The organism is Stutzerimonas sp. KH-1, from assembly GCF_054483855.1.
Genome location: NZ_CM137011.1, coordinates 3,534,579 through 3,560,815, shown reverse-complemented (window position 1 = coordinate 3,560,815; position 26,237 = coordinate 3,534,579). Strand labels below are relative to the sequence as shown.

At 65.1% G+C, this 26,237-nt stretch carries 19 protein-coding genes and 1 pseudogene; 8 read left to right on the top strand and 12 right to left on the bottom strand.

From position 1 onward, the window contains the following. Positions 1 to 94 precede the first annotated feature (94 nt). Positions 95 to 1,420: an omega-aminotransferase AptA gene (gene aptA / locus ACX1DW_RS17115; RefSeq protein ID WP_458991974.1), complete on the bottom strand. Its 1,326-nt coding sequence runs from the start codon at positions 1,418 to 1,420 to the stop codon at positions 95 to 97. Between the two features lie 191 nt (positions 1,421 to 1,611). Between aptA and ACX1DW_RS17110 the strand changes: the two genes are divergently transcribed. Further along, positions 1,612 to 3,105 (top strand): aldehyde dehydrogenase, encoded by a 1,494-nt coding sequence (locus tag ACX1DW_RS17110; protein WP_458991973.1) that lies wholly within the window; start codon positions 1,612 to 1,614, stop codon positions 3,103 to 3,105. Between the two features lie 100 nt (positions 3,106 to 3,205). Here the strand turns inward: ACX1DW_RS17110 and ACX1DW_RS17105 are convergent. The 6 genes and pseudogenes from ACX1DW_RS17105 to ACX1DW_RS17080 form a co-directional block, all read right to left on the bottom strand. Further along, positions 3,206 to 4,352 (bottom strand): annotated as a pseudogene (locus ACX1DW_RS17105) (glycosyltransferase family 2 protein); the annotation flags it as partial. 109 nt (positions 4,353 to 4,461) lie between these two features. Further along, positions 4,462 to 6,099: a diguanylate cyclase gene (locus tag ACX1DW_RS17100; RefSeq protein ID WP_208217140.1), complete on the bottom strand. Its 1,638-nt coding sequence runs from the start codon at positions 6,097 to 6,099 to the stop codon at positions 4,462 to 4,464. After that, positions 6,092 to 6,478 (bottom strand): response regulator, encoded by a 387-nt coding sequence (locus tag ACX1DW_RS17095; RefSeq protein ID WP_152480596.1) that lies wholly within the window; start codon positions 6,476 to 6,478, stop codon positions 6,092 to 6,094. Before ACX1DW_RS17095 ends, ACX1DW_RS17100 begins: the two co-directional genes overlap by 8 nt. Further along, positions 6,478 to 8,889 (bottom strand): PAS domain S-box protein, encoded by a 2,412-nt coding sequence (locus ACX1DW_RS17090; RefSeq protein WP_458991972.1) that lies wholly within the window; start codon positions 8,887 to 8,889, stop codon positions 6,478 to 6,480. Before ACX1DW_RS17090 ends, ACX1DW_RS17095 begins: the two co-directional genes overlap by 1 nt. Before the next feature lie 74 nt (positions 8,890 to 8,963). Further along, entirely contained in the window at positions 8,964 to 9,350 is a 387-nt protein-coding gene (locus ACX1DW_RS17085; protein WP_110778587.1) for a response regulator, read from the bottom strand. A 44-nt stretch (positions 9,351 to 9,394) separates the two neighbouring features. Next, positions 9,395 to 12,343, bottom strand: coding sequence for a PAS domain-containing sensor histidine kinase (locus ACX1DW_RS17080; RefSeq protein WP_458991971.1), 2,949 nt, complete (start codon positions 12,341 to 12,343; stop codon positions 9,395 to 9,397). Between the two features lie 309 nt (positions 12,344 to 12,652). Here ACX1DW_RS17080 and desA point away from each other — a divergent pair, with 309 nt between their 5' ends. Further along, positions 12,653 to 13,843, top strand: coding sequence for a delta-9 fatty acid desaturase DesA (desA, locus tag ACX1DW_RS17075; protein ID WP_161612317.1), 1,191 nt, complete (start codon positions 12,653 to 12,655; stop codon positions 13,841 to 13,843). 124 nt (positions 13,844 to 13,967) lie between these two features. Beyond that, a complete protein-coding gene (locus ACX1DW_RS17070; RefSeq protein ID WP_102839157.1) occupies positions 13,968 to 14,966 on the top strand; it encodes a GGDEF domain-containing protein in 999 nt (332 codons plus the stop codon). An 8-nt stretch (positions 14,967 to 14,974) separates the two neighbouring features. Here the strand turns inward: ACX1DW_RS17070 and ACX1DW_RS17065 are convergent, their stop codons facing one another. The 5 genes from ACX1DW_RS17065 to ACX1DW_RS17045 all read right to left on the bottom strand — a co-directional run bounded on the left by ACX1DW_RS17065 (position 14,975) and on the right by ACX1DW_RS17045 (position 19,739). Then, positions 14,975 to 15,379, bottom strand: a complete 405-nt coding sequence (locus ACX1DW_RS17065) for a VOC family protein (RefSeq protein ID WP_458991970.1) — start codon at positions 15,377 to 15,379, stop codon at positions 14,975 to 14,977. Positions 15,380 to 15,426: 47 nt separating this feature from the next. Further along, positions 15,427 to 16,533: an agmatine deiminase gene (gene aguA / locus ACX1DW_RS17060; protein ID WP_458991969.1), complete on the bottom strand. Its 1,107-nt coding sequence runs from the start codon at positions 16,531 to 16,533 to the stop codon at positions 15,427 to 15,429. A 93-nt stretch (positions 16,534 to 16,626) separates the two neighbouring features. Beyond that, positions 16,627 to 17,508 carry an N-carbamoylputrescine amidase gene (gene aguB / locus ACX1DW_RS17055; protein ID WP_458991968.1) on the bottom strand — a complete coding sequence of 294 codons (882 nt, stop codon included), beginning with the start codon at positions 17,506 to 17,508 and terminating at the stop codon, positions 16,627 to 16,629. Positions 17,509 to 17,634: 126 nt separating this feature from the next. Then, positions 17,635 to 18,291, bottom strand: a complete 657-nt coding sequence (locus tag ACX1DW_RS17050; RefSeq protein ID WP_125867614.1) for a TetR/AcrR family transcriptional regulator — start codon at positions 18,289 to 18,291, stop codon at positions 17,635 to 17,637. 74 nt (positions 18,292 to 18,365) lie between these two features. After that, complete coding sequence (locus ACX1DW_RS17045; protein ID WP_063540311.1) at positions 18,366 to 19,739, bottom strand: glutamine synthetase family protein; 1,374 nt, start codon at positions 19,737 to 19,739, stop codon at positions 18,366 to 18,368. 240 nt (positions 19,740 to 19,979) lie between these two features. Between ACX1DW_RS17045 and ACX1DW_RS17040 the strand changes: the two genes are divergently transcribed. The 5 genes from ACX1DW_RS17040 (at position 19,980) to ACX1DW_RS17020 (ending at position 26,230) form a co-directional block, all read left to right on the top strand. Then, a complete protein-coding gene (locus tag ACX1DW_RS17040; protein ID WP_444815512.1) occupies positions 19,980 to 20,726 on the top strand; it encodes a gamma-glutamyl-gamma-aminobutyrate hydrolase family protein in 747 nt (248 codons plus the stop codon). 42 nt (positions 20,727 to 20,768) lie between these two features. Continuing rightward, positions 20,769 to 22,127: a glutamine synthetase family protein gene (locus ACX1DW_RS17035; RefSeq protein ID WP_063540313.1), complete on the top strand. Its 1,359-nt coding sequence runs from the start codon at positions 20,769 to 20,771 to the stop codon at positions 22,125 to 22,127. Positions 22,128 to 22,211: 84 nt separating this feature from the next. Further along, positions 22,212 to 23,570 carry an aspartate aminotransferase family protein gene (locus ACX1DW_RS17030; RefSeq protein ID WP_458991967.1) on the top strand — a complete coding sequence of 453 codons (1,359 nt, stop codon included), beginning with the start codon at positions 22,212 to 22,214 and terminating at the stop codon, positions 23,568 to 23,570. A 214-nt stretch (positions 23,571 to 23,784) separates the two neighbouring features. After that, positions 23,785 to 24,882: a polyamine ABC transporter substrate-binding protein gene (locus ACX1DW_RS17025; RefSeq protein ID WP_063540315.1), complete on the top strand. Its 1,098-nt coding sequence runs from the start codon at positions 23,785 to 23,787 to the stop codon at positions 24,880 to 24,882. 262 nt (positions 24,883 to 25,144) lie between these two features. Next, on the top strand, positions 25,145 to 26,230 hold the full coding sequence (locus ACX1DW_RS17020; RefSeq protein WP_200600895.1) for a polyamine ABC transporter substrate-binding protein: 1,086 nt from the start codon (positions 25,145 to 25,147) through the stop codon (positions 26,228 to 26,230). Positions 26,231 to 26,237 lie beyond the last annotated feature (7 nt).

The window sequence follows — 26,237 nt, the reverse complement described above, 5'->3', positions numbered from 1 at the left end:
TACCGAACGTCCACCGGCCCCCTGTAGGGTGGGCTTCAGCCCACCGGTTTTCCCTGCAAATACGGCGAGAATGGCTCGTCAGGCCGGATAAGCCTCAGCCGGCCTTACGTATACCGTCGGCGAGCAACTCCATCATCTGGTCGATCTCGGCCTTCTCGACGATCAACGCCGGCGACAGCGCAATGGTGTCGCCGCTGGCGCGTACCAGCAGGCCCTTCTCGAAACACTCGCGGAACACTTCGTAACCGCGCTTGCCGACGCCATCGGCATAGGCGGCGAACTGGATGCCGGCCACCAGTCCGACGGTGCGGATGTCGATCACGTTGGGCAGGTCGCGCAGGCTGAACAGTGCCTCCTGCCAGTAGGGCTCCAGGTCGATGGCCTTCTGAAACAGCTTCTCCTGCTGATAGATCTGCTGGGTCGCCAGTGCCGCCGCGCAGGCCACCGGATGCCCTGAGTAGGTGTAGCCGTGGAAGAACTCGATGACGCTTTCCGGCCCTTTCATGAACGCATCGAACAGATGGTCGGCGACCAGCACCGCGCCCATGGGAATCGCGCCGTTGGTCAGACCCTTGGCGCAGGTCAGGATGTCCGGCGTGACGCCCCAGCGCTGCGCGGCGAAGGCCTCGCCGACGCGGCCGAAGCCGGTGATGACCTCATCGAAGATCAACAGGATGCCGTGCCTGGCGGTGATCTCGCGCAGCCGTTGCAGATAGCCCACCGGTGGCAGGATCACCCCGGCCGAGCCGGACATCGGCTCGACGATCACCGCGGCGATGTTCTCCGCACCATGCAGCGTCACCAGCCGTTCCAGTTCATCGGCGCGCTCCACGCCGTGCTCCGGCAGGCCGCGGCTGAAGGCATTGCGCTGCAGATCGAGGGTGTGCGGCAGGTGATCGACACCCGGCAGCATCGGGCCGAAGGCGCGACGGTTGTTGGCCATGCCGCCGACCGACATGCCACCGAAGCCGACGCCGTGATAGGCCAGCTCGCGGCCAATCAGCCGCGTGCGCGAGCCCTGACCGATGGCGCGCTGATAGGCCAGGGCGATCTTCAGCGCGGTATCCGCCGATTCGGATCCAGAGTTGGTGAAGAACACCCGGTTCAGGCCTTCGGGGCTGATGGCGGCGAGCTTCTCGGCCAGCTCGAAAGGTAGCGGATGGCCCATCTGGAAGGTCGGGGCGAAATCCATCTTGGCGATCTGCTTGCTCACCGCCTCGCTGATTTCGCGGCGCCCATGGCCGGCATTGCAGCACCAGAGCCCGGCGGTGCCGTCGAGCACCTGGCGGCCGTCGCTCGCCGTGTAGTACATGCCTTCGGCACTCTCCAGCAGGCGCGGCGTGGCCTTGAACTGGCGATTGGCGGTGAAGGGCATCCAGAAGTGATCGGGCGAGGCGTTGGGATGGAAATCCTGTGACATGGGGCTGGCTCCGGGTGGCGAGCGGCTATGCTGCGACGGCGAGCCGCAGGGTTTTCATCGAGTCTATGTTTAATAAAACGAACAAAACAAGGCGATAGACCGGCCGTTCGTAAAAAATATTGATAGGGTCCGCGCCGCTGGTTTAGGGTGCCTTTTCCACAGCCCGAAGACCTGACTAGAGAGGATGCACCATGCCCACCCTGACCCTCGCCGACTGGCAACAGCGTGCCCGCGACCTGCACATCGAAGGTCGCGCCTTTATCCAGGGTGAGTATTGCGCCGCGGCGGACGGCGGCCAGTTCGACTGCATCAGTCCGGTGGACGGGCGGGTGCTGGCGCAGGTCGCCAGCTGCGACCAGGCCGACGCCGAGCGCGCGGTGGCCAGTGCCCGTGCCGCATTCGATGCCGGCAGCTGGTCGCGCCTGGCACCGGCCAAGCGCAAGGCGGTGCTGATCCGCTTTGCCGATCTGCTGGAAGCCCACCGCGAGGAGCTGGCGCTGCTAGAGACCCTCGACATGGGCAAACCTATCGGCGACTCGCTGGCGGTGGACATCCCCGGCGCCGCGCGGGCGCTGCGCTGGAGCGGCGAGGCGATCGACAAGATCTACGACGAAGTGGCGGCCACGCCCCACGACCAGCTCGGCCTGGTCACCCGCGAGCCGGTCGGCGTGGTGGCGGCCATCGTGCCGTGGAATTTCCCGCTGATGATGGCCTGCTGGAAGCTCGGCCCGGCGCTGGCCACCGGCAATTCGGTGGTGCTCAAGCCGTCCGAGAAGTCGCCGCTGACCGCCATCCGCATTGCCCAGCTGGCGATCGACGCCGGCATTCCGGTCGGCGTGCTCAACGTCCTGCCGGGCTACGGCCACACCGTCGGCAAGGCGCTGGCGCTGCACATGGACGTTGATACCCTGGTGTTCACCGGTTCCACGCGGGTCGCCAAGCAGCTGATGATCTATGCCGGCGAATCGAACATGAAGCGCGTCTGGCTGGAGGCCGGAGGCAAGAGCCCGAACATCGTCTTTGCCGACGCGCCCGATCTCGAAGCAGCAGCGCAAGCCGCGGCCGGCGCCATCGCCTTCAACCAGGGCGAGGTCTGCACCGCCGGCTCGCGGCTGCTGGTGGAGCGTTCGATCAGGGAGCGCTTCCTGCCCATGGTGGTCGAGGCCCTCAAGGGCTGGAAACCGGGCAATCCGCTTGATCCGGCGACCAACGTCGGCGCGCTGGTGGATACCCAGCAGCTGAACACCGTACTCGGCTATATCGAAGCCGGGCGTGGGGCGGGTGCGCAGGTGCTGATCGGCGGCCAGCGCACGCTTGAGGAGACTGGCGGACTGTATGTCGAGCCGACCATCTTCGATGGTGTCGACAATGCGATGAAGATCGCGCAGGAGGAAATTTTCGGTCCGGTGCTGTCGGTGATCACCTTCGACAGCGCCGAGGAAGCGATCGTGATCGCCAACGACACGCCCTATGGCCTGGCCGCGGCGGTGTGGACCGCCGACCTGTCCAAGGCGCACCGCACCGCCCGGGCGCTGCGCGCCGGCAGCGTGTGGGTCAACCAGTACGATGGCGGCGACATGACCGCGCCGTTCGGCGGCTTCAAGCAGTCCGGCAACGGCCGCGACAAGTCGCTGCACGCCTTCGACAAGTACACCGAGCTGAAGGCGACCTGGATTCAGCTCTGACGGCATCCGTAGGGTGGATGTCGCCTTTTACATCCACCTTGCCGCACAGCCAGGGTGGATCGATGAAGCGTGATCCACCCTACGGTTTGTGAGCGTTCAGCTAGCTTTGCCCCCACTGCCCACTGCGGCGCATTGCACCCCAGTGGTGCTTGCGACGCGAGAACCATTGCCAGAGCCCGCGGCAGCGCCAGACGGTATTCAGCTGGCGGTAGCCGAAGTTCTCCAGCACGGCCATCAGAAACAGCTGCAGCATGTCGCGCCGACGGCTGTAGACGCGGAAGGACATGGTTTCCAGCAGCAGGCCGTTGACCGACAGCAGGATGCCCATGCCGATCGCTACCAGCAGGAAGGCCGCCAGCGCCGCGTAGGACACTGCGCCGAAGGCGAAGCCGGCGAGCATGAAGCCGTAGCCGACCAGTTCGATCAGCGGGCCGATCCATTCGAACAGCGCCATGAACGGCCAGGCCAGCCAGCCCGGCGTGCCGCCACGCAGGCTGAAGGCCAGCCGTGCATGCCGGCTCAGGCTTTCCGCCAGGCCGCGTTGCCAACGGCTGCGCTGGCGGCCGAGGGTGCCGAGGTCTTCCGGGCATTCGGTCCAGCAGATCGGGTCCGGCAGGTAGCGGATGCGGTAGGGAATGCGCTTCTCGCGGTGATAACGGTGCAGCCGCACCACCAGCTCCATGTCCTCGCCAACGGTATCGGTGCGATAGCCGCCGACCGCCATCACCCGTTCGCGGTCGAACAGGCCAAAGGCGCCAGAGATGATCAGCACGGCGGAGCGGCGACCAGCCGAGACGGCCGAACAGAAAGGCGCGCAGGTACTCGACGATCTGAAAGCGCGCCAGCCAGTTGCGCGGCAGCCCGGCGCGGATGAGAAAACCGCCGCGCACCTGCGAACCGTTGGCGATGCGCACCGTGCCCCCGGCGGCAATGGTGCGCTCGTCTTCGAGGAACGGCTGGACCACCCGCAGCAGGCTGTCGCGCTGCAGGATGGAGTCGGCGTCGACGCCGCAGAACAGTCCATGGCGTGCCGCGTTGATACCGGCATTCAGCGCATCGGCCTTGCCGCCGTTGGCCTTGTCCACCACCCGCAGATTGGCGTAGCGCCGCGAACGATAGATGGCCTGCACCGGTTGGTGGGCCACGGCCTGGCGCAGCGGCTCGGGGTGCGGCACCAGGTCGAATTCCTCGATGAGCACGGCCAGGGTGCGGTCCTTCGAACCGTCGTTGATCACCACGATCTCGAATAACGACAGACGCGCCTGGTCATCACCTGCCTGGACGCGGGTGCAGGGATGAGCGCTCTGACATGAGACCCGTGCTATTGCGAGCGGTTCGCGGTGCGGTGGCCGCGGTTCAGTTGCCGGCGATCCGAACCTGGTTGCGGCCGTTGTGCTTGGCGGCGTAGAGCGCCTGGTCGGCACGCTCGAGCAGTGCGCCTGAGCCATGACCGTCGGTTTCGCAGATACCGGCGCTGAAGGTGACGCCGAACTCATGGCTGTCGCCGGCATTGAAGCTCAAGGCGGCGAAGCGTTCGCGTATCTCGTCGAAGATTCGCCCCGCCTGCTGTGCCGAACATTCGGGCAATACCGCGACGAACTCCTCGCCACCGTAGCGGCCCAGGCTGTCGATGCGCCGCAGGCGCTGGCGCAGCAGGTTGGCCAGAGCGCGAATCACATTGTCACCGGCGGCGTGGCCATAGTTGTCATTGACCTGCTTGAAGTGGTCCAGATCGAGCATCACCACGCTGGCCGGCTTGCCGCTGCGTGTCGCCCGTTGAACCTCCAGCGCCAGCTGCTCTTTGATGTCGGCGTGCTTGAGCAGGCCGGTCAGGCTGTCGCGTGCCAGTGCGGTGCTCAGCGAGCGTGCGCGCTGGGCGTGTGAATACACCGCCGCCACCAGCGCGGTATCGCTGACCGGTTTGGTGATGAAATCGTCGCCGGCCTGGAGCAGCGCTGCCATTTGCCGGTGGGAGTCGGTTTCGGCTGACAGATAGATGATCGTCACCCGCAGCCATTCATCGTGCAGGCGGATCATCTGCGCCAGCTCCGGCCCCGAGCAGTCCGGCATGTTGATGTCCAGCAGCAGCACCTCGGGATTGAAGCTGTGCATGGTCTCCAGCACCCGGGTCGGCTCGGTGAGGGTCTTGACCTGCATCTGCGCGTTGCGCAGCACCAGGCTGTAGCGCGCGGCCAGATCGGCGTCGTCGTCGACGATCAGTACCCGAAAGGGCTCGCCCTGTTGCCGATCGAGGCAGCGCTCCAGGCTGTTTTCCAACTGGGTGATGTCCAGCGGGCGGGTGAAGAAGCCCTGGGCCCCGGCGCGCACCGCCGCCAGCTGACTGGCGAAATCGGCGCGGTCGTGGATGACCAGCAGCGGCAGCGGATTCTCCAGACTCTGCTGCAGGGCTGCGAGCGCCTCGAGTTCGCTGTCGTGTTTCACGGCGACGATCAGCGCATCCGGCAGTTCGTTGGCCACAGCCTCCTGCAACGCTGCGAAATCCTCCGACAGACTGACCAGATAGCCGAAGTTGCGCAGCGTCCGCGCCATGTTGTCGGCGGCGACCGGGTCGGGCTTGAGCAGGTAGATGCGGCAGCCGGGGGCCGGCTCTTCGTGGTGCTCTGGCAGCTCTGCAGCGCCTTCGCGCTCCTGCCCGGGCGTCTCGTTGCTCAGCTGCAGCAGCGCGCGCGCGAAGGCGTCCGCGGCGCGGCTGCCGGGCTTGGCTGACTCCAGCCAGCGATCGGCGCGCTGCTCCAGCTGTCTGGCGCGCTCGCCGAGCTTGGCGAAACCAAAGGTGCCCGCCGCGCCTGCCAGGCGGTGCAGGCGCTCGCGGATGCCGAGCATCACCTGTCGCCGCTGGCCAGTGGCGCGATTGGCCTGCAGCTCCTGCGCCTGTGCGGCAAGATCGGCGAGGTCGGCCTGCAGTCGCTCGGCGAACTGCTGCTCAAGCTGGGCGAGCTGTTGCTGCAGCGCCTGGCGCGCCCGGTCATCCATGCTCGGCCTCCCAGATCTGCTGCAACTGAGCGGCCAGTTGCAGCGGGTCGAACGGCTTGCTCAGGACCTGGCGCACGCCGAGCTGGCGCAACTCCTGCGATCGTTCGGGCTGCAGATGGCCGGTGAGGAATACCACCGGCGTCTGCTGCAGATCCAGCAGCTGGCCGAGCTGGCGCACCAGCTCGATTCCGTCCATGTTGGGCAGCATCACGTCGAGCAGGATCAGGTCCGGTGCGAAGTCCCGCACCTGCTCGAGGGCGGCCTGGCCGGACTGACAACTGAGCACTTCGAAGCCGCCGAGCTTTTCCAGGGCGATGCGGGTAACCACCTGAATCGAAGGGACATCTTCGACATGCAGGATGCGCTTGAGCTGTTTCATCACGGACTCTCCTTGGCCTGGTCAGCAATCGGCAGTTCGAACCAGAAGCAGGCGCCATGGCCGAACTCGGATTCGAAACCGATGCGGCCACCCATGCGCTCCATCAGCTCCTTGCTGATGGCCAGCCCGAGCCCGGTACCACCCTGCTGGCGGCTGTCGGAGGAATCGGCCTGGGCGAATTTCTGAAATACCCGTTCGCGGAAATCGGTGGAAATTCCCGGGCCCCGGTCTCGGACGCTGACGCGTACCTGCCCGTCACGGAGCCGGGCCGACAGCTCGACGTGTTCGCCGGGCGGCGAGAACTTGGCGGCGTTGGACAGCAGGTTGCTCAGCACCTGCTGCAGACGCATGGCATCGACCCGAACCTGGACCTGCGGGCACTCGCCGAGTTGCAACTGCACGCCATGGCGTTCGGCATAGCTGCGGTTGCTCTGCAGGGCCATTTCGAGTTGCGGCCGCAAGGGCTGTTCGAGCAGCTCGAAGCGCATCTTGCCGGCGTGCAGCTTGTCCATGTCCAGCAGATCGTCGATCAGCGCGCTTAGGCGCAAGCTGTTCTGCTGGGCGATGTGGAGCAGCTCGCGCATCTGCTCGGGCACCTCGCCCATGACATTCGAGCAGATCAACGCCAGCGCACCGCTGATCGAGGTCAGCGGCGTGCGTAGCTCGTGGCTGACGGTGGAAATGAATTCGCGCTGCAACTGCTCGATGCGTTTGCGTTCGGTGATGTCGTGCAGCACGGCGACCGCGCCCAGCGGCCGGCCATCGGAGGTGTACAACGGATCGGCGTTGGACAGCACATGCCGCGGTGTGTCGCCGCTCAGCAGCACCATCTCGTGGTCGACGACGTGCTCGCCACCCAGCGCGCGGCGCAGCGGAATTTCGTCGGGCTGCAGCCGCGTGACGCCGTCGGCACGGTACAACTGGTAGCGTGTCGCCCATTCGTCCGGCGAGCCCGGCTCGGCATCGGCGCCGTGCCACTGCTTGGCCTTCTCGTTGAAAAGGGTGAGGTTGCCCTCGGCGTCGCAGGCGATCACGGCCTCGCTCAGCGCCTCGAGCAGGCGCCGGTTCATCTCCTGCTGCTTGTCGAGTTCCAGCTGCTCGGCCTTGCGTGCGGTGATGTCACTGACGAAGCCGTGCCAGAGCACCGAGCCGTCCACCTGGCGCAGCGGGGTGGCCCGCGCCTCGACCCAGAGCAGCCCCTTGCGAGGGTGCTCGACACGGTGCTCGCTGTGCCAGGCCGCCAGCTCGCTGGCCGCCCGGCGAATGCTGGTGAGCAGGGCGCTGCGGTCGCCGCCGTGGACCCGTGCCACGATCGGCGCGAAGCTGCTGGCCAGCTGCGCCGGGCTGAGCCCGTAGACCTGCTCGACGCCTTCACTGACATAGGGGAAGCAGGATGGCCCGTCGGCCCGCCAGTGGAACTGGAAGAGCATGCCCGGAACCTGCGCGGCGATCTGCTGCAGACGTAGCTGCAGCTGTTCCTGATAGGCGAGGTCGTAGGCGTTGACCAGATAGCCGCGCAGCTGCTCCTGCTCATCGTGGATCGCGGTGACACCCAGCAGCACCGGCACCGTGTTGCCATTGCGGTGGCGCAGGCGCCACTGCGACATCTCGCGGCGACCGCGGTGCAGCGGCGCGGTGAGCACGCCGAAACCAGGCTCGATCGGCAGCTGCAGCTCGCTGGTCAGCAGTGCCGCCCGGCGTTGCAGGTCCTCGGGGCGGAACAGCGCCGCGGTCAGCGGGTGGCCACGCAGCGCCTGCTCGCTGTAACCGAGCAGGCGCTCGGCAGTCGGATTGACGCTGGTCACCACACCGTCGCTGCGAGTGACCAGCACCGCGCTCGATGCACTGTCGAGTATGGCCTGCTGCAGCGCTGCCTGTTCGGCGTGGCGGTGGGCCAGCAGGTGCTGCTCGAAGAGGCGGATCACCTGGCGCCCGAGCCGCTCGAGAATGGCCCGCTGCTCGGGATTGAGTCGCCGCGGCTGGCGATCGATGACACACAGCGTGCCGAGGTTGTAGCCGTCCGGCGATGTCAGCGGCGTGCCGGCATAGAAGCGGATCTGCGGGCCGTCGACCACCAGCGGATTGTCGCGGAAGCGCGGATCCTGCAATGCATCCTCGACCTCGAAGATCTCCTCGCCGAGGATGGTGTGGGTGCAGAACGAGATCTCTCGCGGGGTTTCACTGACGTCCAGGCCGACGCGACTCTTGAACCACTGGCGGCGGTCGTCGACCAGCGAGATCAGCGCGATGGGCGCGTCGCACAGCTGCGCGGCCAGCTGGGTGAAATCGTCGAATGCGCTGTCCTCGGGGGTATCGAGGATCTCGTAGCGCAGCAGCGCCGCCAGGCGCGACAGTTCCCGCGGCTGCGTGGTGGATGGCGTCGGCGCCGGGCTTGCTTGCGGTGACTCCATCGTCGGGGCCTTGCGGATTCGGTGAGTGACACCAGGTCGGACAACAGGTCACGACGCCGGTTTGGGCAGTCCGACTAGTATCGGCCAGTAAGCCAGATGCTGCGAATCTGCTCGGCCAGCAGCATCGGGTCGAAGGGCTTGACGATCACATCGCGGGCGCCGAGCTTGCGCAGGTGTTCGATCTCGCTCGGCTGCACCTTGGCGGTCATGAATGTTACCGGAATCCGCTCCAGATCGATTCGCTCGCGCAGCCTGAGCAGCGTCTGCGGGCCGTCCATGCCGGGCATCATCACGTCGAGCAGGATGAAGTCGGGGGCGAAGGCTTCGACTTCCTCCAGCGCCTGGGCACCGGAGGAGCAGGACAGCACCTCGTAGCCGCCGATGGCTTCCAGCGCCAGTTTGGTCACCGCCTGGATCGACGGATCGTCTTCGATGTGCAGGATGCGCCTGAGCTCGGCCATTGTGCCTCCAGAAGATTGCGTACGCGTCCGCGCTCACGGAAGCATCAGGGTTGATCTTGCACCGCCGTTGCGATCGGCAGTTCGCACCAGAAACAGGCGCCTTCGCCCGGCTCGGAATCGAAGCCGATCCGGCCATGCATGTGTTCGATCAGCTCCTTGCTGATGGCCAGGCCAAGGCCGGTACCGTCCTTCTGGCGGCTGTCGGAGGAATCGGCCTGGGAGAATTTCTGGAAGATCCGCGTGTGGAATTCGGGGGCGATGCCCGGGCCCTGGTCGCGCACCCAGATTCGCACCCAGGCGCCGCGGCACTCGCTGCCGAGCGAGACGCTGCCGCCCGGCGGCGAGAATTTGACCGCATTGGAGATGAGGTTGGCCAGTACCTGCTGCAACCGGTCGTCGTCTGCCACCAGTTGTACGTCGGGCGCCTGCTGCAGAACCAGCGTGACGTCGTGCTTGGCGGCGTAGCCCTGGTTGGCGGCGATCGCCTGCTGCAGCTGCGCGGGCACTGCGAGGGCGCGCAGGTCAAGGGTCATTTTGCCGGCGACCAGTTTGTCCATGTCCAGCAGGTCGTCCACCAGGCGGCCCAGGCGCAGGCTGTTCTGATGGGCGATGCTGAGCATCTGGCGCATGTTCGGCGCTGTCTCACCCAGTGCGCCGCCGACGATCAGGCCGAGCGCGCCGGAAATGGAGGTCAGCGGTGTGCGCAGTTCGTGGCTGACGATCGACACCAGCTCGCTCTTCATCCGCTCGATGCGTTTGCGTTCGGTGATGTCGCGGACCAGGCCGATGAATTTGCATTCGCCGTGGTGGCTGATCTGCGAGACGCGCAGCTCGATGGTGAAGGTCTCACCGGTGCGGCGCAGGGCGGTGAGCTCGCGGTTCTGTTCCAGTGCGCGCGAGGTGCCGCGGCGGGCGTAATGCTCCAGATAGCCGTCATGAGCGGAGCGGTCCGGTTCGGGCATGAGCATCGACAGGTTGCGACCGATCACTTCGGCACTGCTGTAGCCGAAGATCTGCTCGGCGGCGTGGTTGAAGGTCTCGATGATGCCGCGCGCATCGATGATGATGATGGCGTCGATCACGTTGTCGATCAGCATGCTCAGGTAGCGTTCGCGCTGCTGCATCTCTTCGCGGGCCAGGGCCTGATCGGTCACGTCCCAGATGAAGCCGTCGCACCACCCGAGCGGGTCGTCTCGCTCGCGCAGGACGCGGGCCTTCTCGCGGACGTAGACGGTCCGGCCTTCGGCATTGAGCAGCCGGTAGACGCCCTCGAAGGTGTCCTGCTCGGCGTGCTGTTGCGCCAGCGGCAGATCGTCCGGATGAATCAGGCTGGCGTAGCTGCGCACGCGATCGCCGACGAAATCGCTGGCCGGATAACCGGTCAGGCGCTCGATGCCCTCGCTGAGGTAGCTCATGCGGCGGCGGCCATCGTTGCGGCAGCGGTAGACCACCCCGGGCAGGTTGCCGACCATGGCGCGAAAGCGGCTTTCGCTCTTCTGCAGCGCGCGGGTGGCCTCCATCAGCTCGGTGATTTCGGTGACGAAGCCGTGCCACAGGACGGTGCCGTCCGGCAGGCGTTCGGCCGTCGCGCGGCCTTCGGCCCAGATCAGGCCGCGCTGCGGATGCTGAATGCGGAACTCGACCGAGCCGGTGCCCGAGCGTATCGCCAGGCGCAGCAGGGCAGCCTTCAGACGCGGCAGATCCTGTGGATGAACATGGGCCAGCGCTCGTGACGGGTCCTCGAACAGCCGCTGCGGGTCGATGCCGTAGAGTTCGCGCGCGCCCTCGCTGACATAGAGAAAGGCGTAGCGACCGCTGGCGAAGCGCTTGAGCTGAAACACCAGGCCCGGTAGCAGACTGGCGATCTTCTGCGCGCGCACCAGCAGCCGCTGCCGCCGCCGCGCCTGTTGCTGCTGCACGAACTGGTGCTGCCGCTGCGCACTGAAGCGCCGCTGCAACAGCACGGCCAGCATCAGCAGCAGCACCTCGGCGATGGCCCAGGCGAGGCTCCATTTGATCAGCAGGCGTTGCTCGGCCTGCAGGTGCTCCTCCTGCATGGCGCTGATGTCGCGCCAGACCAGGCTCGCCGCCAGCGGCTGCCCCTGGGGCTCGCTCTGCAGCGGGATCTGGTTGAGCATGAAGGTGCGCCCGTCGGCCTTGAGCAGGCGCAAGGCCATGCCGCTTTCCGGCTCGGGCAGCAGGCCCTGTTGCGCCCAGGGCAGGATCTGCGTGGCCGAGTGTTCGATCAGCAGCCAGTCGCTGCCCTTGCCCAGCTGGACCCCGCTGGGCACATCCGCGCCGGCGTTCTGCAGAACCTGTCGATTGACCACCAGCGCCAGTCCCGCCGCCAGCTGGTCGCTCAGCGCCGGCAGTTCCGGCAAGACGCTGTAGCCGACTTCCAGCGCGCCGATCACCGAGCTGTTCGGCCCATCCAGGGCGCGCAGGGGGATGATTGCGCGGGTGCTGGCGCCGAGTGCGTCGACCTCCAGCCCGGTCTGGACGATGCCGTCGCGCAAGGCCCGTTGCAGCATCGGCCGCTGCGCCGCGCGCGGATCGGCGAAGTGCTCGGGCCGCTGCATGCGCAGCAGGGTGACCCCGGCCTCGCCCCAGAACACCTGCAGCTGCATGGCCTGATGCCGCTGCATCGAACTCCAGGCCGGCGCCAGCGCCGATCGCAGCCGCTGACGCAGCCGTTCGACACGGGCGTCATCGAGAGCCAGACCGTTGCGCAGGGCGCTGTCGATCAGGCGCACCTGGCGCAGTACCTCGGCATTGCCTGCCAGCGCGGTGGCGACCATGTCGGCCTGGCGTCGCTGGTTCAGCTGTGCGCTCTGCAGTGCGAGGCTCTGCAGTTCGCCATGCGTGTCGACTTCGAGCAACCAGGCGGCATCGCGTGCACGGTAGTCGTTCAACGCCAGGCCACCGAACAGCAGGACCAGCAGCAGACTGCCCAGCGCGAAGATCCAGCGGGGGGATACACCGGTGTTCGTCATGGCTGAGCGAGCTGATCGCGTGTGGTGCTGCGCGCGACGTACGACGTTTGCATGAGCCGCAACTTTCCAGGCAAAAAAACCAATGATAGCTCTATGCCATCAGGGCCGATAGCTCGGCCTTCCGGTCACCGACGTGATCGACGCACAGGCGTAGCGATTGAAATGGAATGTGATCAAAAAGACATCAGGTTTCGGATGGTCGGTCAGGTCGCCTCTGGACTCGCATTGGCGGGGTGTTAGGCTGCTGACAAGGTGTACGCGGACGAAGGTCTCGTCGGCGCACCGTTATCCATGAGGCACCCCGTTACCATGTGGCACACCGGTTTACTCGACCTTTCGGTCTGGCAACTCATCGCGACCACGCTGCTGCTGACTCACGTCACCATCGTCAGCGTCACGGTCTACCTGCATCGCTATTCGGCCCACCGCTCGCTGGAGTTGCACCCGGCGCTCAAGCACTTCTTCCGTTTCTGGCTGTGGCTGACCACGGCGATGAACACCCGCGAGTGGACCGCTATCCACCGCAAGCACCACGCCAAATGCGAAACCCCGGACGACCCCCACAGCCCGGTGCACAAGGGGCTGCTGACCGTCGTGCGCAAGGGCGCCGAGCTGTACATGGCCGAGGCGAAGAACGAGGAGACCCTGCGCATCTACGGCAAGAACTGTCCGGACGACTGGATCGAGCGCAACCTCTATTCGCGCTTTCCCAATACCGGCATCGTGCTGATGCTGCTGATCGACCTGGCGCTGTTCGGCGCGCTCGGCCTCACCGTGTGGGCCGTGCAGATGATCTGGATCCCGTTCTGGGCCGCCGGCGTGGTCAACGGTCTCGGTCACGCGGTCGGTTATCGCAACTTCGAATGCCGTGACGCGGCGACCAACCTCGTGCCCTGGGGCATCCTCATCGGTGGCGAAGAACTGCACAACAACCACCACACCTACCCGAACTCGGCCAAGCTCTCGGTGCGCAAGTGGGAGTTCGACATGGGCTGGGCCTGGATCCGTCTGTTCAGCATGCTTGGTCTGGCCAAGGTCAACCGTACCGCACCCATCGCCCATCGCGTCGAGGGCAAGCGGCATCTGGACATGGACAGCGCCATGGCGATCCTCAACAACCGCTTCCAGATCATGGCGCAGTATCGCCGGCTGGTGATCGTGCCGCTGGTTCGTCAGGAGCTGTCCCGCGCCGACGCCTCGCTGCGCCACCGGCTGCGCCGCGCCAAACGCCTGCTGGCGCGCGAACCGAGCCTGCTGCAGCAGGAGCAGCAGGCACATATCGAGGTCATGCTGGAGCAGAGCCAGGCGCTCAAGGTGATCTACGAGAAGCGTCTGGCGCTGCAGCAGATCTGGACGCGGACCAGTGCCAACGGCCACGACATGCTGGCGGCCATCAAGCAATGGGTACAGGAAGCCGAGGCCAGCGGCATCCAGTCGCTGCGTGAGTTCGCCGAGCATCTGCGGACCTATTCGCTGCGGCCATCCGTCGTCCCGGCATGACCTTCGATCGGCTCAAGCCCGGGGCGTAGCGGCGCCCGGAACTTTGCCTGCTGCAAGCTCTCTGAACAGCACTCTTACATTGCAGTACCGCCACCTGGGTGGCGGTCGTTTCAGGAAGAAGGCTATGCAGCTGGCGAGCAACCAGGGTGATTCGAGAATGAGCATGCTGCCGGGTAGTGATGCGCAGACGCTGCTGGCGTTGATGCACGCGCGCGCGGAGGCGGAGCGTCTGGGCGAGCGAGAGCAGTTGTTCAGCACGCTGCTGGGCGGCGTCAACGCGGTGCTCTGGGCATTCGACTGGCAGGCGCAGCGGATGATCTATGTCAGCCCGGCCTACGAGCGCATCTTCGGCCGCTCGCCAGCGCTGCTGCTGGCCGACTACGGTGAGTGGCGCAACGCGATCTACCCGGACGATGTCGAGTATGCGCAGAAGTCGATGCTTGCCGTGCTCGATGAGGGTGCAGTGGAGACCCGCGAGTACCGCATCATCCGCGGCGACGGTCAGCTGCGCTGGCTGAGCGACAAGTGTTTCCTCGGCCGCCGCGCCGAGCATGGCCACGGCCCGATCATCGTCGGCATCGCCGAGGACATCACCGAGAAGAAGCAGCTCGAAGGCGAACTGCAGCGTCTGGCGACCACCGACGTACTGACCCAGAGCAGCAACCGCCGGCACTTCTTCGAGTGCGCGCGAACCGAGTTCGAGCGTGCCCGGCAGTTCGCCTCGCCGCTGGCGTTCCTGCTGCTGGACATCGACGACTTCAAGCGCATCAACGATACCCACGGCCACCAGATGGGCGATCAGGTGCTGCAGAAGGTCGCTCGCTGTGGCGCTTCGGTCCTGCGCCAGAGCGACCTTTTCGGCCGTATCGGCGGTGAGGAGTTCGCCGCCTTGCTGCCCGGCTGCCAGCCGGACCTGGCCGAGCAGATCGCCGAGCGCCTGCAGCGCGAGATCGAGCGGGTGGTGTTCACTGCCGAGAATGGCGAGCGTTTCCGCGTCACCGCCAGCCTGGGTCTGACTTACCTGAAGGCCAGCGACCCCGAGCTAAGCGCGGTATTCGCCCGCGCCGATGCGGCGATGTACACCGCCAAGCGCCTCGGCAAGAACCAGGTGATCGTCGGCTGACGCGGCCGTTAGTCGAACCGCTCGTCATAACCGCGACCGAGAAACTGGATCAGGCAGAAGCCGTGGCCGAAAGGGTCGGCCAGCAACGCCAGGCTGCCCCAGGTTTCGGTCGTGATCGGCTGTTCCAGCCGCGCACCCTGGGCGATCGCCTTTGCCGTGGCGGATTCGATATCGTCGACGACGAAATCCAGATGCACCGGCGTCCAGTGCCGCCCGTAGTGGCGCTGCTGGCTGCCGTCTGGTGTCGCTGCGCTGCCGGCGTTCTTTTGCAACAGGTAGATGGGCGCAGGTCCGCCGAGCAGTTCCACCGCGTACCCGCCCAGTCTGCGCCCGACCTGCAGGCCGAACAGCGAGCCGTAGAAATCCACGCCCCGCTCCAGGTCGTCGACGTCCAGGTTGACCAGAAAGTCCATCGGACCCTCCCTGCCTGGCGCCATGGCCCAGGCGCGCCGTTCTGCCGTTAGCGCACGAAGGGCGCCGGTTGCTGCTGGGTGATGCAGTGGATGTTGCCGCCGCCCAGAAGAATCTCCCGACCCGGGACCATGACCACTTCGTGCTCGGGGAATACCTCAGTGAGGATGCGCTCGGCTTCGCCATCCAGCGGATCGCCGAAGGCCGGCGCGATGATGCCGCCGTTGACGATCAGGAAGTTCACGTAGCTGCCAGCCAGGCGGATCGACGGGTCGCGCGGCTGGCTGCCATCCAGTGCCTCGACACCGGCGCACTCGGCGGCCGACGCATGCAGCGGGCCGGGGATCGGCATCCTGTGCACGGTCAGCGCGCGGCCCTTGGCGTCGCGTGCGCGCTGCAACACCGCCAGGGCGGCCTGGCACCGTGCATAGTTCGGGTCGTTGGCGTCGTCGGTCCAGGCCAGCAGCACTTCGCCCGGACGGACGAAGCAGCAGAAGTTGTCGACGTGGCCGTCGGTCTCGTCGTTGTAGAGGCCGTGCGGCAGCCAGATGATGCTGTCGACCGCCAGGTGCTCGCGCAGCACCGCCTCGATCTGCTCGCGGGACAGCTGCGGGTTGCGGTTGCGGTTGAGCAGGCATTCCTCGGTGGTGATCAGCGTGCCTTCGCCGTCGACGTGGATCGAGCCGCCCTCAAGCACGAAACCTTCGGTGCGATAGCGATCGCAGTACTCGATCTCGAGGATCTTGCGCGCCACCTCGTCGTCGCGTTGCCAGTCGGCGTAGAGCCCGCCGTCTTCGCCGCCCCAGGCGTTGAAGGTCCAGTCGACGCCGCGCAGACCGCCGTTGTCGTCGATGACGAAGGTCGGTCCGGTGTCACGCACCCAGGCGTCGTCGCTGCTGATTTCCACCACGCGAATGCGCGGGTCATCCAGCGCGGCGCGCGCCGCCAGGTATTGCTCGGCGCTGGCGCAAACGGTCACCGGCTCGAAACGGGCGATCGCCTTGGCGACGGCGGTGAACGCCGCCTGCGCCGGTCCCGCGTTGTCCCGCCAGTTGTCCGGGCGCTGCGGCCAGACCATCCAGGTCTGGCTGTGCGGTGCCCATTCGGCGGGCATGAAGTAGCCGTCTTGGCGGGGCGTGGAACTGAGGGTGGTCATGGCTGAGATCCTGGTAGGGTGGAAAACGGCCGCAGGCCTTTTCCACCATGTGCGTCCCTGGTGGAAAACGCTGCGCGGTTTTCCACCCTACGTTCATTCCGACGGCGTTTCACCGTCCAGGGTCTTGATCGAGCCGTACAGGTTCGGCCGGCGATCACGGAACACGCCCCAGGCGCTGCGGATATGTTCGAGCTGGTCGAGATCGAACTGGTGCACCAGCACGCCCTCGCTGGTTTCGTCCAATTCCTCGACCTTGGCCCCGAACTGGTCGGCGATGAACGACGAGCCGTAGAAGGTGATGTCGTAGCCGTCCTGCTCCTCGCGGCCGATGCGGTTGCTGGCGATCAGCGGCATCAGGTTGGCGCCGGCATGGCCCTGTTGCACGCGCTGCCAATGGTCGCGGGAAGTGATGCTCGCATCGTGCGGCTCGCTGCCGATGGCGGTCGGGTAGAACAGCAGTTCGGCACCCATCAGCGCCATGCTGCGTGCGGTCTCGGGGAACCATTGGTCCCAGCAGATGGCCACGCCGATCCTGGCGTAGCGGGTGTTCCAGACCTTGAAGCCGGTGTCGCCCGGGTTGAAATAGTATTTCTCGTGGTAGCCGGGGCCGTCCGGGATGTGGCTCTTGCGGTAGACGCCGAGCAGCTTGCCGTCGGCATCGATGATGGCGATGGAATTGAAGCGTGCCCGCCCGGCCAGCTCGAAGAAGCTGATCGGCAGCACCACCTGCAGTTCGGCGGCGAGCTTCTGGAAATGCTGGATCGCCGGGTTCTGTTCCACCGGTATGGCCAGCTGCAGGTATTGCGGATTGGGTTTCTGGCAGAAGTACGGGGTCTCGAACAGCTCCTGGATCAGGATGATCTGCGCGCCCTTGGCGGCGGCCTCGCGCACCAGCCTGTCGGCATTGGCGATGTTGGCCTGGCGATCCCAGGAACAGGCCATCTGGGTGGCGGCTACGGTAACGACTCGGGACATGGAGCACCTCGCGGCTGCGGTTGAAAGGGCGGCGGCTATCGAAGGCGCAAATTTATTCGATAGTTATCCGGATTGATAGTGCAGTGAATGCGTTTACGACCGATTAGGAACGCCGTTTGTCGATATCTATCGATTAACGATCGGCGATTCTCGCTTCGGCAGGCACGGCGGCAGATACAGGCCCAGATAGGCATCGAACACCCGCATGCCTTCCTCGGCCATGCGCGGCGTCAGGCTGCCGTACAGCTGTATGGATCGAGCATAGACGCGGTCGCCGAGTTCCACGGCCAGGGCGAATACATCGATGTCCTGCGGCAGCGGAGGCAGGGCGAAATGCCGCTCGAACACCGCCTGCATGGCCTGGCCGAGTTCCAGATCCAGGCGCTGGTCGGTCTGGGTGACTTCACCGAGACCGTGTTGCGCCAGGATCAGCTGGCGAGCGGCGCTGTCCTGCTCGTAGACCTTGAGCATGCGCTGTTCGATCAGCCGCGACAGGTCGCGCCAGCTGGTCAGGCTGTGGTGATCGATGGGCTGTTCGAGACTCGCTCTGAAGGTCGCGTGCACATCCGCCGTCAGCGCCGCGAGCAGTGCCGGCACGCCGGAGAAGAAGTGATAGACGGAGGAAGGCGGAATGCCCGCATGCTCGGCGACCGCATACACCGACAACGTCGCGGCCCCTTGCCCGGCGAGCAGTTCACGGGCGCTGGCGAGGATCTGGCGAATGCGCGCCTGGCTGCTGGCGCGTGGGCGGCGACTGGTGGTCGCGGGGCTGGGCTTGGTCATCGGCCTATTTGATGCCAGCCCGGCGGCGGATGCAAACCGCCGTGGCGGTCGCCCCGCAGCACACGGGCCCGCGGCTAGACGGTATGCAGGTACCAGTTGTACTCGAGGTCCGAGATCGAATGCTCGAACTCGGCCAGCTCGCTCTCCTTGCACGCGACGAAGATGTCGATGTAATCGGGGCTGATGTAGCGCGCCATGATCTCGCTGTCGTCCAGCTCGCGCAGGGCGTCGCGCAGGTTGGTCGGCAGGCTCTGCTCGACCTGCTCATAGGAGTTGCCCTCGATGGGGTCATCCGGCTCGATCTTGTTGGTCAGGCCGTGGTGCACCCCGGCGAGGATGCCGGCAAGCAGCAGGTAGGGGTTGGCGTCGGCACCGGCGACCCGATGTTCGATGCGTACCGCGTCCGGGCTGTCGGTCGGCACGCGTAGCGCCACGGTGCGGTTGTCCATGCCCCAGCACGGCGCATTCGGCACGTAGAACTGCGCACCGAAGCGGCGATAGGAGTTCACGTTCGGGCAGAGGAAGGCCATCGAGGCGGCCATGGTCTGCTGCAGGCCGCCGATGGCGTGGCGCAGCGGTTGACTGTCCAGCGGGTTCTCGGTGGCGAAGATGTTGTTGCCATTCTTGTCGAGCAGCGAGATGTGCACATGCAGACCGTTGCCGGCCTGGCCCGGATAGGGCTTGGCCATGAAGGTGGTGTCCATCTCGTGGTCGTAGGCGATGTTCTTGATCAGCCGCTTGAGCAGCACCGCATAGTCGCAGGCCTTGATCGGGTCGGCGACGTGATGCAGGTTGACCTCGAACTGCGCCGGGGCGCTTTCCTTGACGATGGCGTCGGCCGGGATGCCCTGCTCCTTGGCGCCTTCGAGGATGTCCTGCAGGCAGTCGACGTACTCGTCGAGATCGTCGATCAGGTAGACCTGGGTCGAGTGCGGGCGCTTGCCGGAAATCGGTGAGCGCGGCGGTTGTGGCCGGCCGTTGATGTTCTCCTGATCGATCAGATAGAACTCCAGTTCGAACGCGGCGCAGATGGTCAGGCCCAGTTCGTCGAACTTGCTCACCACCTGGCGCAGCACCTCGCGCGGGTCGGCGAAGAAGGGGTCGCCGTCACGCTCGTGCATGGTCATCAGCAGCTGCGCGGTGGGGCGCTTCTGCCAGGGTTCCTTGCACAGCGTGTTGGGAATCGGGAAGCAGGTGCGGTCGGAGTCGCCGATGTCCATGCCCAGACCGGTGCTTTCCACGGTGATGCCGTTGATGTCGAGGGCGAACAGCGAAGCGGGGAGGTTGATGCCCTTTTCGTAGACCTTGTGCAGGCTGGCGCGCTCGATGCGCTTGCCGCGCACGACTCCATTCATGTCGGTGATCAGCAGATCGACGTACTGCACCTCCGGGTGTTCCTTGAGAAATGCGTTAGCTTCGTTGAGCTGAACGGCACGCGGCGGGGCCATGATGAATTACCTTAATTGTTAAAAATTTCAATCATCAGATGCTTGTCTGGGAGTCAATCGAAAAGCCTGATCACTGTCAATAGTAGCCGGCCGGCGCCCCATGAGTGCCCATGCTGGGCCTTTTTTGGGGCATCCTTGCGCTGTGACGAGCGCAGCGCACGTGGCCGAAGTTCGGGCTATTGTCTATAAAAATGAACAAGACTACTCTCCGGTATGCCCCATTCGAACGACGAGTATCCCATGTCGCGCAAGCCTCTGATCGGCGTATCGGCCTGCACCAAGCAGCTCGGCCACCACAGCTTTCATATAGCCGGCGACAAGTACCTGCGTGCCGCGGCGATCGCTGGACTGCCGCTGGTGATCCCGGCACTGGACGAGCTGATCGATCCCGCGACCCTGCTGGAAAACTTCGATGGCCTGCTGTTCACCGGCTCGCCGTCCAACGTCGAGCCGCATCACTATGGTGGGCCAGAGAGTGAGCCGGGCACTCATCATGATCCGTTTCGCGACCGCCTCACCCTGCCGCTGATCCGCGCGGCGGTCGAGGCCGGCATTCCGGTGTTCGGCATCTGCCGGGGCTTTCAGGAAATGAACGTGGCCTTTGGTGGCACCCTGCACCAGAAAGTGCACGAAGCCGGCCCCTATCAGGATCATCGCGAGCGTCCCGAGGATCCGCTGGATGTGCAGTATGGTCTCAGCCATGCCTTGCATGTGCAGCCGGGCGGGCTGCTCGAGCGCCTCGGCCTGCCGGCGCAGATACAGGTCAATTCGGTACACGGACAGGGTGTCGAGCGCCTCGGCGCCGGCCTGCGCATCGAGGCGCTGGCCCCCGACGGGCTGATTGAGGCATTTTCCGTGGAAGCCGCGCCGAACTTCGCCCTCGGCGTGCAATGGCATCCGGAATGGCAGGTCCACTCGCACCCGCACTATCTGGCGCTGTTCCAGGGCTTCGCCGAAGCCTGCCAGGCACGTGCACGACAACGCTGAGGCCGACCCCGTACGGCCACTTCCCAGCAACCCGAGGTCAACATGAGTATCAAGCTCGACCAGCTCACCGGCTGGCTGAAAGAACGCAAGATCACCGAAGTGGAGTGCCTGATCAGCGACCTGACCGGGATCGCTCGCGGCAAGATTTCACCGACCAACAAGTTTCTCGACGAGAAGGGCATGCGCCTGCCGGAAAGCGTGCTGCTGCAGACCGTGACCGGCGATTACGTCGAGGACGACATCTACTACGAACTGCTCGACCCGGCCGACATCGACATGTTCTGCCGGCCCGATCCGAACGCGGTGTTCCTCGTGCCCTGGGCGATCGAGCCCACCGCCCAGGTGATCCACGACACCTACGACAAGATGGGCAACCCCATCGAGCTGTCGCCGCGCAACATCCTCAAACGTGTGCTGAAGATGTATGCCGACCGTGGCTGGCAGCCCATCGTCGCGCCGGAGATGGAGTTCTACCTGACCAAGCGCTGCGAGGACCCGGACCTGCCGTTCCAGCCGCCGATCGGTCGTTCCGGTCGCCAGGAGACCGGCCGCCAGTCGTTCTCCATCGATGCCGCCAACGAGTTCGACCCGCTGTTCGAGGACATGTACGACTGGTGCGAAGCGCAGGGCCTGGACCTGGACACCCTGATCCACGAGGAAGGCACCGCGCAGATGGAGATCAACTTCCGTCACGGCGAGGCGCTGCACCTGGCCGACCAGATCCTGGTGTTCAAGCGCACCATGCGCGAGGCCGCGCTCAAGCACAACGTCGCCGCCACCTTCATGGCCAAGCCGATGACCGGCGAGCCGGGCAGCGCGATGCACCTGCACCAGAGCGTCATCGACCTCAACACCGGGCGCAATATCTTCTCCAACGAAGACGGCTCCATGAGCCAGCTGTTCCTGCACCACGTCGGCGGCCTGCAGAAGTACATCCCCGAGCTGCTGCCGATGTTCGCGCCCAACGTCAACTCGTTCCGCCGCTTCCTGCCGGACACCTCGGCGCCGGTGAACGTGGAATGGGGCGAAGAGAACCGTACCGTGGGCCTGCGCGTGCCGGATTCCGATCCGCAGAACCGCCGTGTCGAGAACCGCCTGGCAGGCGCCGACGCCAACCCTTACCTGGCCATCGCCGCCAGCCTGCTGTGCGGCTACATCGGCATGGTCGAGCAGCTGCCGCCGAGCCAGCCGGTCAAGGGCCGCGGCTACGAGCGGCGCAACCTGCGCCTGCCGCTGACCCTGGAAGCGGCGCTGGAGCGGATGGAAACCTGCCGCGAACTGGAGAAATACCTGAGCCCGAAATTCATCACCGGCTACGTGGCGGTCAAACGCGCCGAGCAGGAGAACTACCACCGCGTGATCAGCTCCTGGGAGCGGGAATTCCTGATGCTGTCGGTGTAAGGCCGCTTCCGCCGGAGCCGGCCGCAGGGTGGATGCGATTTTGGCGTCCACCGACCATGCACGAACTTTAACGAGAGGTGACTGATGAGCGATTCGCAAACCCTGCACTGGCAAGCGCTGAGCCGCGACCATCACCTGCCGCCGTTCACCGACTACAAGGCGCTGAACGCCAAGGGCACGCGCATCATCACCCGCGGCGAGGGTGTGTACCTGTGGGACAGCGAAGGGCACAAGATCCTCGACGCCATGGCCGGGCTGTGGTGCGTCAATCTCGGCTACGGCCGTGAGGAACTGGTCGAGGCCGCGACCAAGCAGATGCGCGAGCTGCCGTACTACAATCTGTTCTTCCAGACCGCCCACCCGCCCGCCGTGGCGCTGGCCAAGGCGATTGCCGACATCGCCCCGGCCGGCATGAATCATGTGTTCTTTACCGGCTCGGGGTCCGAGGCCAACGACACCGTGCTGCGCATGGTGCGCCATTACTGGGCAATCAAGGGCCGGCCGGAGAAGAAGGTGATCATCGGCCGCTGGAACGGCTATCACGGTTCCACGGTTGCCGGTACCAGCCTGGGCGGGATGAAGGCGATGCACGAGCAGGGCGATTTTCCCATCCCCGGCATCGAGCACATCGACCAGCCCTACTGGTACGGCGAGGGCGGCGACATGAGCCCGGAGGAGTTCGGCCTGCGCATCGCCGACCAGCTGGAGCAGAAGATTCTCGAAGTTGGCGAGGACAAGGTCGCCGCCTTCATCGCCGAGCCGATTCAGGGCGCCGGCGGCGTGATCATCCCGCCGGACAGCTACTGGCCCCGAATCAAGGAAATCCTTGCGCGCCACGACATCCTGCTGGTGGCCGACGAGGTCATCTGCGGCTTCGGCCGGACCGGCGAATGGTTCGGCAGCGACTACTACGGCCTCACGCCCGACCTGATGCCGATCGCCAAGGGCCTGACCTCCGGCTACATCCCCATGGGCGGCGTCATCGTGCGTGACGGAGTGGTGCAGACGCTCAACGAGGGCGGCGAGTTCTATCACGGCTTCACCTATTCGGGGCATCCGGTGGCCGCCGCGGTGGCGCTGGAGAACATCCGCATCCTGCGCGAGGAGAAGATCGTCGAGCGGGTCAAGACGAAGACGGCACCCTATTTGCAGTCTCGCTGGCAGGAACTGGTCGAGCATCCGCTGGTGGGCGAAGCCCGTGGTGTCGGTCTGCTCGGCGCGCTGGAACTGGTGAAAAACAAGAAGACCCGCGAACGTTTCGTCGATGCCGATGTGGGCATGCGCTGTCGCGAGCACTGCTTCCGCAACGGCCTGGTGATGCGTGCGGTTGGCGACACCATGATCATCTCGCCGCCGCTGGTGATCAGCGAGGAGCAGATCGACGAGCTGATCGGCAAGGTACGGCTGTGTCTGGATGCAACGGCCAAGGACGTGCGTGGTTGATTCGCGGCAGCCGGTGGAGGCTGGGCCTGGGTTGCCCTTCGCACCGCCGATTGCGCTCGGCTTGTTGAAAAAAAGGGCCTGACCTTGCCAGACTGCGCGCGTGCTGGAAGCCAGACCTACCACGGGGTGTGTCGATGCCGGCACACCCAGGCCGCCACGCTGTTCATGGCCTGTTCCACTGCCCCTACTAACGATGACAACAGGAGCTGCACGGATGAATCCCTTCGCCAAGACCCTACTTGCCATGACGCTGGCCGGCACCCTAGCCGGAGCTGCGCAGGCCCAGGAAAAGGTGCTGCACGTCTACAACTGGTCCGACTACATCGCCGAAGACACCCTGGAGAACTTCACCAAGGAAACCGGCATCAAGGTGGTCTACGACGTCTTCGACAGCAATGAGGTGCTGGAAGCCAAGTTGCTGGCCGGCAGCTCCGGTTACGACGTGGTAGTGCCCTCCAACCCCTTCCTGGCCAAGCAGATCAAGGCCGGCGTGTTCCAGAAGCTGGACAAGTCCAAGCTGCCGAACTGGGAAAACCTCGACAAGGATCTGCTCAAGGCGCTGGAACCTAGTGACCCGGGCAATCAGTACTCGATCCCCTACATGTGGGGCACCATCGGCATCGGCTACAACGTCGACAAGGTCAAGGCCGCGCTGGGCGACAATGCCCCGGTGGATTCCTGGGACCTGGTGTTCAAGCCGGAGAACATCGAGAAGCTGAAGTCCTGCGGCGTCGCCTTCCTCGACTCGCCGACCGAAATGCTGCCGGCTGCGCTGCACTATCTGGGCTATGCCCCGGACAGCGGCAAGGCCGACGAACTGAAGAAGGCCGAGGAGCTGTTCATGCAGATCCGTCCGCATGTGGCCTATTTCCACTCCTCCAAGTACATCTCCGACCTCGCCAACGGCAACATCTGCGTGGCGATCGGCTACTCCGGCGACATCTACCAGGGCAAGTCGCGCGCCGAGGAAGCGGCCAACGGGGTCAACGTCAGCTACAAGATTCCGAAGGAAGGTGCCGGTAGCTTCTTCGACATGCTGGCGGTGCCGGCCGACGCGAAGAACGTCGAGAGTGCCCACGTCTTCCTCAACTACCTGATGAAGCCTGAGGTGATGGCCTCCATCACCAACTACGTGCAGTTCCCCAACGGCAACGCCGCGGCTACCCCGCTGCTGGATGAGGCGATCCGCACCGACCCGGGCATCTACCCGAGCCAGGACGTGCTGAAGAAGCTGTACACCTTCCCCGATCTGGATCCGAAGACCCAGCGTGCCATGACGCGCAGCTGGACCAAGATCAAGTCGGGTCGCTGAGGCGACTGCATGCACCGGCCGGGCGATGCCGGCCGGTGCATGCACCCGATCCGGGCGCAGGGGCAATCCGCGCTTGGAACACCAGCACGAGGACACGGAATGCTTGAAGCCCTTGCAGCCACGTCATCTGCCCTCGTCTCCACCTGCCCTGAAACTGCAGCGGCAGTTGCACCAAATCTGTTGATTTCCAGAGGTTTTTCCAATAAATAGGCCGGCCTTTCCCGCCGGGACATGCGCGGCCTGTAACAAGAGGACTCAACCCATGCGCTCGACCCTCAAGTCGCTGATCGTCGCCGCCGCGGTAGCCGGAGCGACAGCCGCCCAGGCTGCCACCGTACATGTCTACAACTGGTCGGATTACATCGGCGAAACGACGCTGGAAGAGTTCGAGAGGGAGACGGGGATCAAGCCCGTCTACGATGTCTTCGACTCCAACGAAACCCTGGAAGGCAAGCTGCTCGCCGGCCGCAGCGGTTACGACGTGGTGGTGCCCTCCAACCATTTCCTCGGCAAGCAAATCCGCGCCGGCGCCTTCCAGAAGCTGGACAAATCCAAGCTGCCGAACTGGGAAAACCTCGATCCAGCCCTGCTCAAGCAGCTGCAGAAGAACGACCCCGGCAACGCCTACGCGGCGCCTTACCTGTGGGGCACCAACGGCATCGGCTACAACGTCGAGAAGGTCAAGGCGGCGCTCGGCGTCGACAAAATCGACTCCTGGGCGGTGATCTTCGAGCCGGAGAACGCTGCGAAACTGGCCAGCTGCGGCATCGCCTTCCTCGATTCGGCCGATGAGATGATCCCGGCCATGCTCAACTATCTGGGCCTGGACCCCAACAGCGAGAACGCTGCGGATTATCGGAAGGCCGAGGAGAAGCTCCTGGCCGTGCGGCCGCATGTGCGTTATTTCCACTCGTCGAAGTACATTTCCGACCTCGCCAATGGCAATATCTGCGTCGCCGCCGGGTTCTCCGGTGATGTGTTCCAGGCCGCCGCCCGCGCCGAGGAAGCCGGCAAGGGCATCGAGATCGCCTACGCCATTCCCAAGGAAGGCGGCAACCTCTGGTTCGACATGCTGGCCATCCCTGCCGATGCCAGTAACGTCGACGAAGCCCACGCCTTCATCAACTACCTGCTGCGTCCCGAGGTGATTGCCGCGGTGAGCGACTATGTCGGTTACGCCAATCCCAACCTCAAGGCGGGCGAGCTGATGGACCAGGAGGTGCGGCAGGACGCATCGGTGTACCCGCCGCAGGAAGTGCTCGACCGGCTTTACGTTTCGGCCGAGCTGCCGCCAAAGGTTCAGCGGCTGATGACGCGCACCTGGACCAAGGTGAAATCCGGCAAGTGAACTCCGG

Excerpts from the sequence above, each read along its gene's own strand:
- aptA (WP_458991974.1), bottom strand. The coding sequence starts at position 1,420 with ATGTCACAGGATTTCCATCCCAACGCCTCGCCCGATCACTTCTGGATG.
- ACX1DW_RS17110 (WP_458991973.1), top strand. The coding sequence starts at position 1,612 with ATGCCCACCCTGACCCTCGCCGACTGGCAACAGCGTGCCCGCGACCTG.
- ACX1DW_RS17100 (WP_208217140.1), bottom strand. The coding sequence starts at position 6,099 with ATGGATGACCGGGCGCGCCAGGCGCTGCAGCAACAGCTCGCCCAGCTT.
- ACX1DW_RS17095 (WP_152480596.1), bottom strand. The coding sequence starts at position 6,478 with ATGAAACAGCTCAAGCGCATCCTGCATGTCGAAGATGTCCCTTCGATT.
- ACX1DW_RS17090 (WP_458991972.1), bottom strand. The coding sequence starts at position 8,889 with ATGGAGTCACCGCAAGCAAGCCCGGCGCCGACGCCATCCACCACGCAG.
- ACX1DW_RS17085 (WP_110778587.1), bottom strand. The coding sequence starts at position 9,350 with ATGGCCGAGCTCAGGCGCATCCTGCACATCGAAGACGATCCGTCGATC.
- ACX1DW_RS17080 (WP_458991971.1), bottom strand. The coding sequence starts at position 12,343 with ATGACGAACACCGGTGTATCCCCCCGCTGGATCTTCGCGCTGGGCAGT.
- desA (WP_161612317.1), top strand. The coding sequence starts at position 12,653 with ATGTGGCACACCGGTTTACTCGACCTTTCGGTCTGGCAACTCATCGCG.
- ACX1DW_RS17070 (WP_102839157.1), top strand. The coding sequence starts at position 13,968 with ATGCAGCTGGCGAGCAACCAGGGTGATTCGAGAATGAGCATGCTGCCG.
- ACX1DW_RS17065 (WP_458991970.1), bottom strand. The coding sequence starts at position 15,379 with ATGGACTTTCTGGTCAACCTGGACGTCGACGACCTGGAGCGGGGCGTG.
- aguA (WP_458991969.1), bottom strand. The coding sequence starts at position 16,533 with ATGACCACCCTCAGTTCCACGCCCCGCCAAGACGGCTACTTCATGCCC.
- aguB (WP_458991968.1), bottom strand. The coding sequence starts at position 17,508 with ATGTCCCGAGTCGTTACCGTAGCCGCCACCCAGATGGCCTGTTCCTGG.
- ACX1DW_RS17050 (WP_125867614.1), bottom strand. The coding sequence starts at position 18,291 with ATGACCAAGCCCAGCCCCGCGACCACCAGTCGCCGCCCACGCGCCAGC.
- ACX1DW_RS17045 (WP_063540311.1), bottom strand. The coding sequence starts at position 19,739 with ATGGCCCCGCCGCGTGCCGTTCAGCTCAACGAAGCTAACGCATTTCTC.
- ACX1DW_RS17040 (WP_444815512.1), top strand. The coding sequence starts at position 19,980 with ATGTCGCGCAAGCCTCTGATCGGCGTATCGGCCTGCACCAAGCAGCTC.
- ACX1DW_RS17035 (WP_063540313.1), top strand. The coding sequence starts at position 20,769 with ATGAGTATCAAGCTCGACCAGCTCACCGGCTGGCTGAAAGAACGCAAG.
- ACX1DW_RS17030 (WP_458991967.1), top strand. The coding sequence starts at position 22,212 with ATGAGCGATTCGCAAACCCTGCACTGGCAAGCGCTGAGCCGCGACCAT.
- ACX1DW_RS17025 (WP_063540315.1), top strand. The coding sequence starts at position 23,785 with ATGAATCCCTTCGCCAAGACCCTACTTGCCATGACGCTGGCCGGCACC.
- ACX1DW_RS17020 (WP_200600895.1), top strand. The coding sequence starts at position 25,145 with ATGCGCTCGACCCTCAAGTCGCTGATCGTCGCCGCCGCGGTAGCCGGA.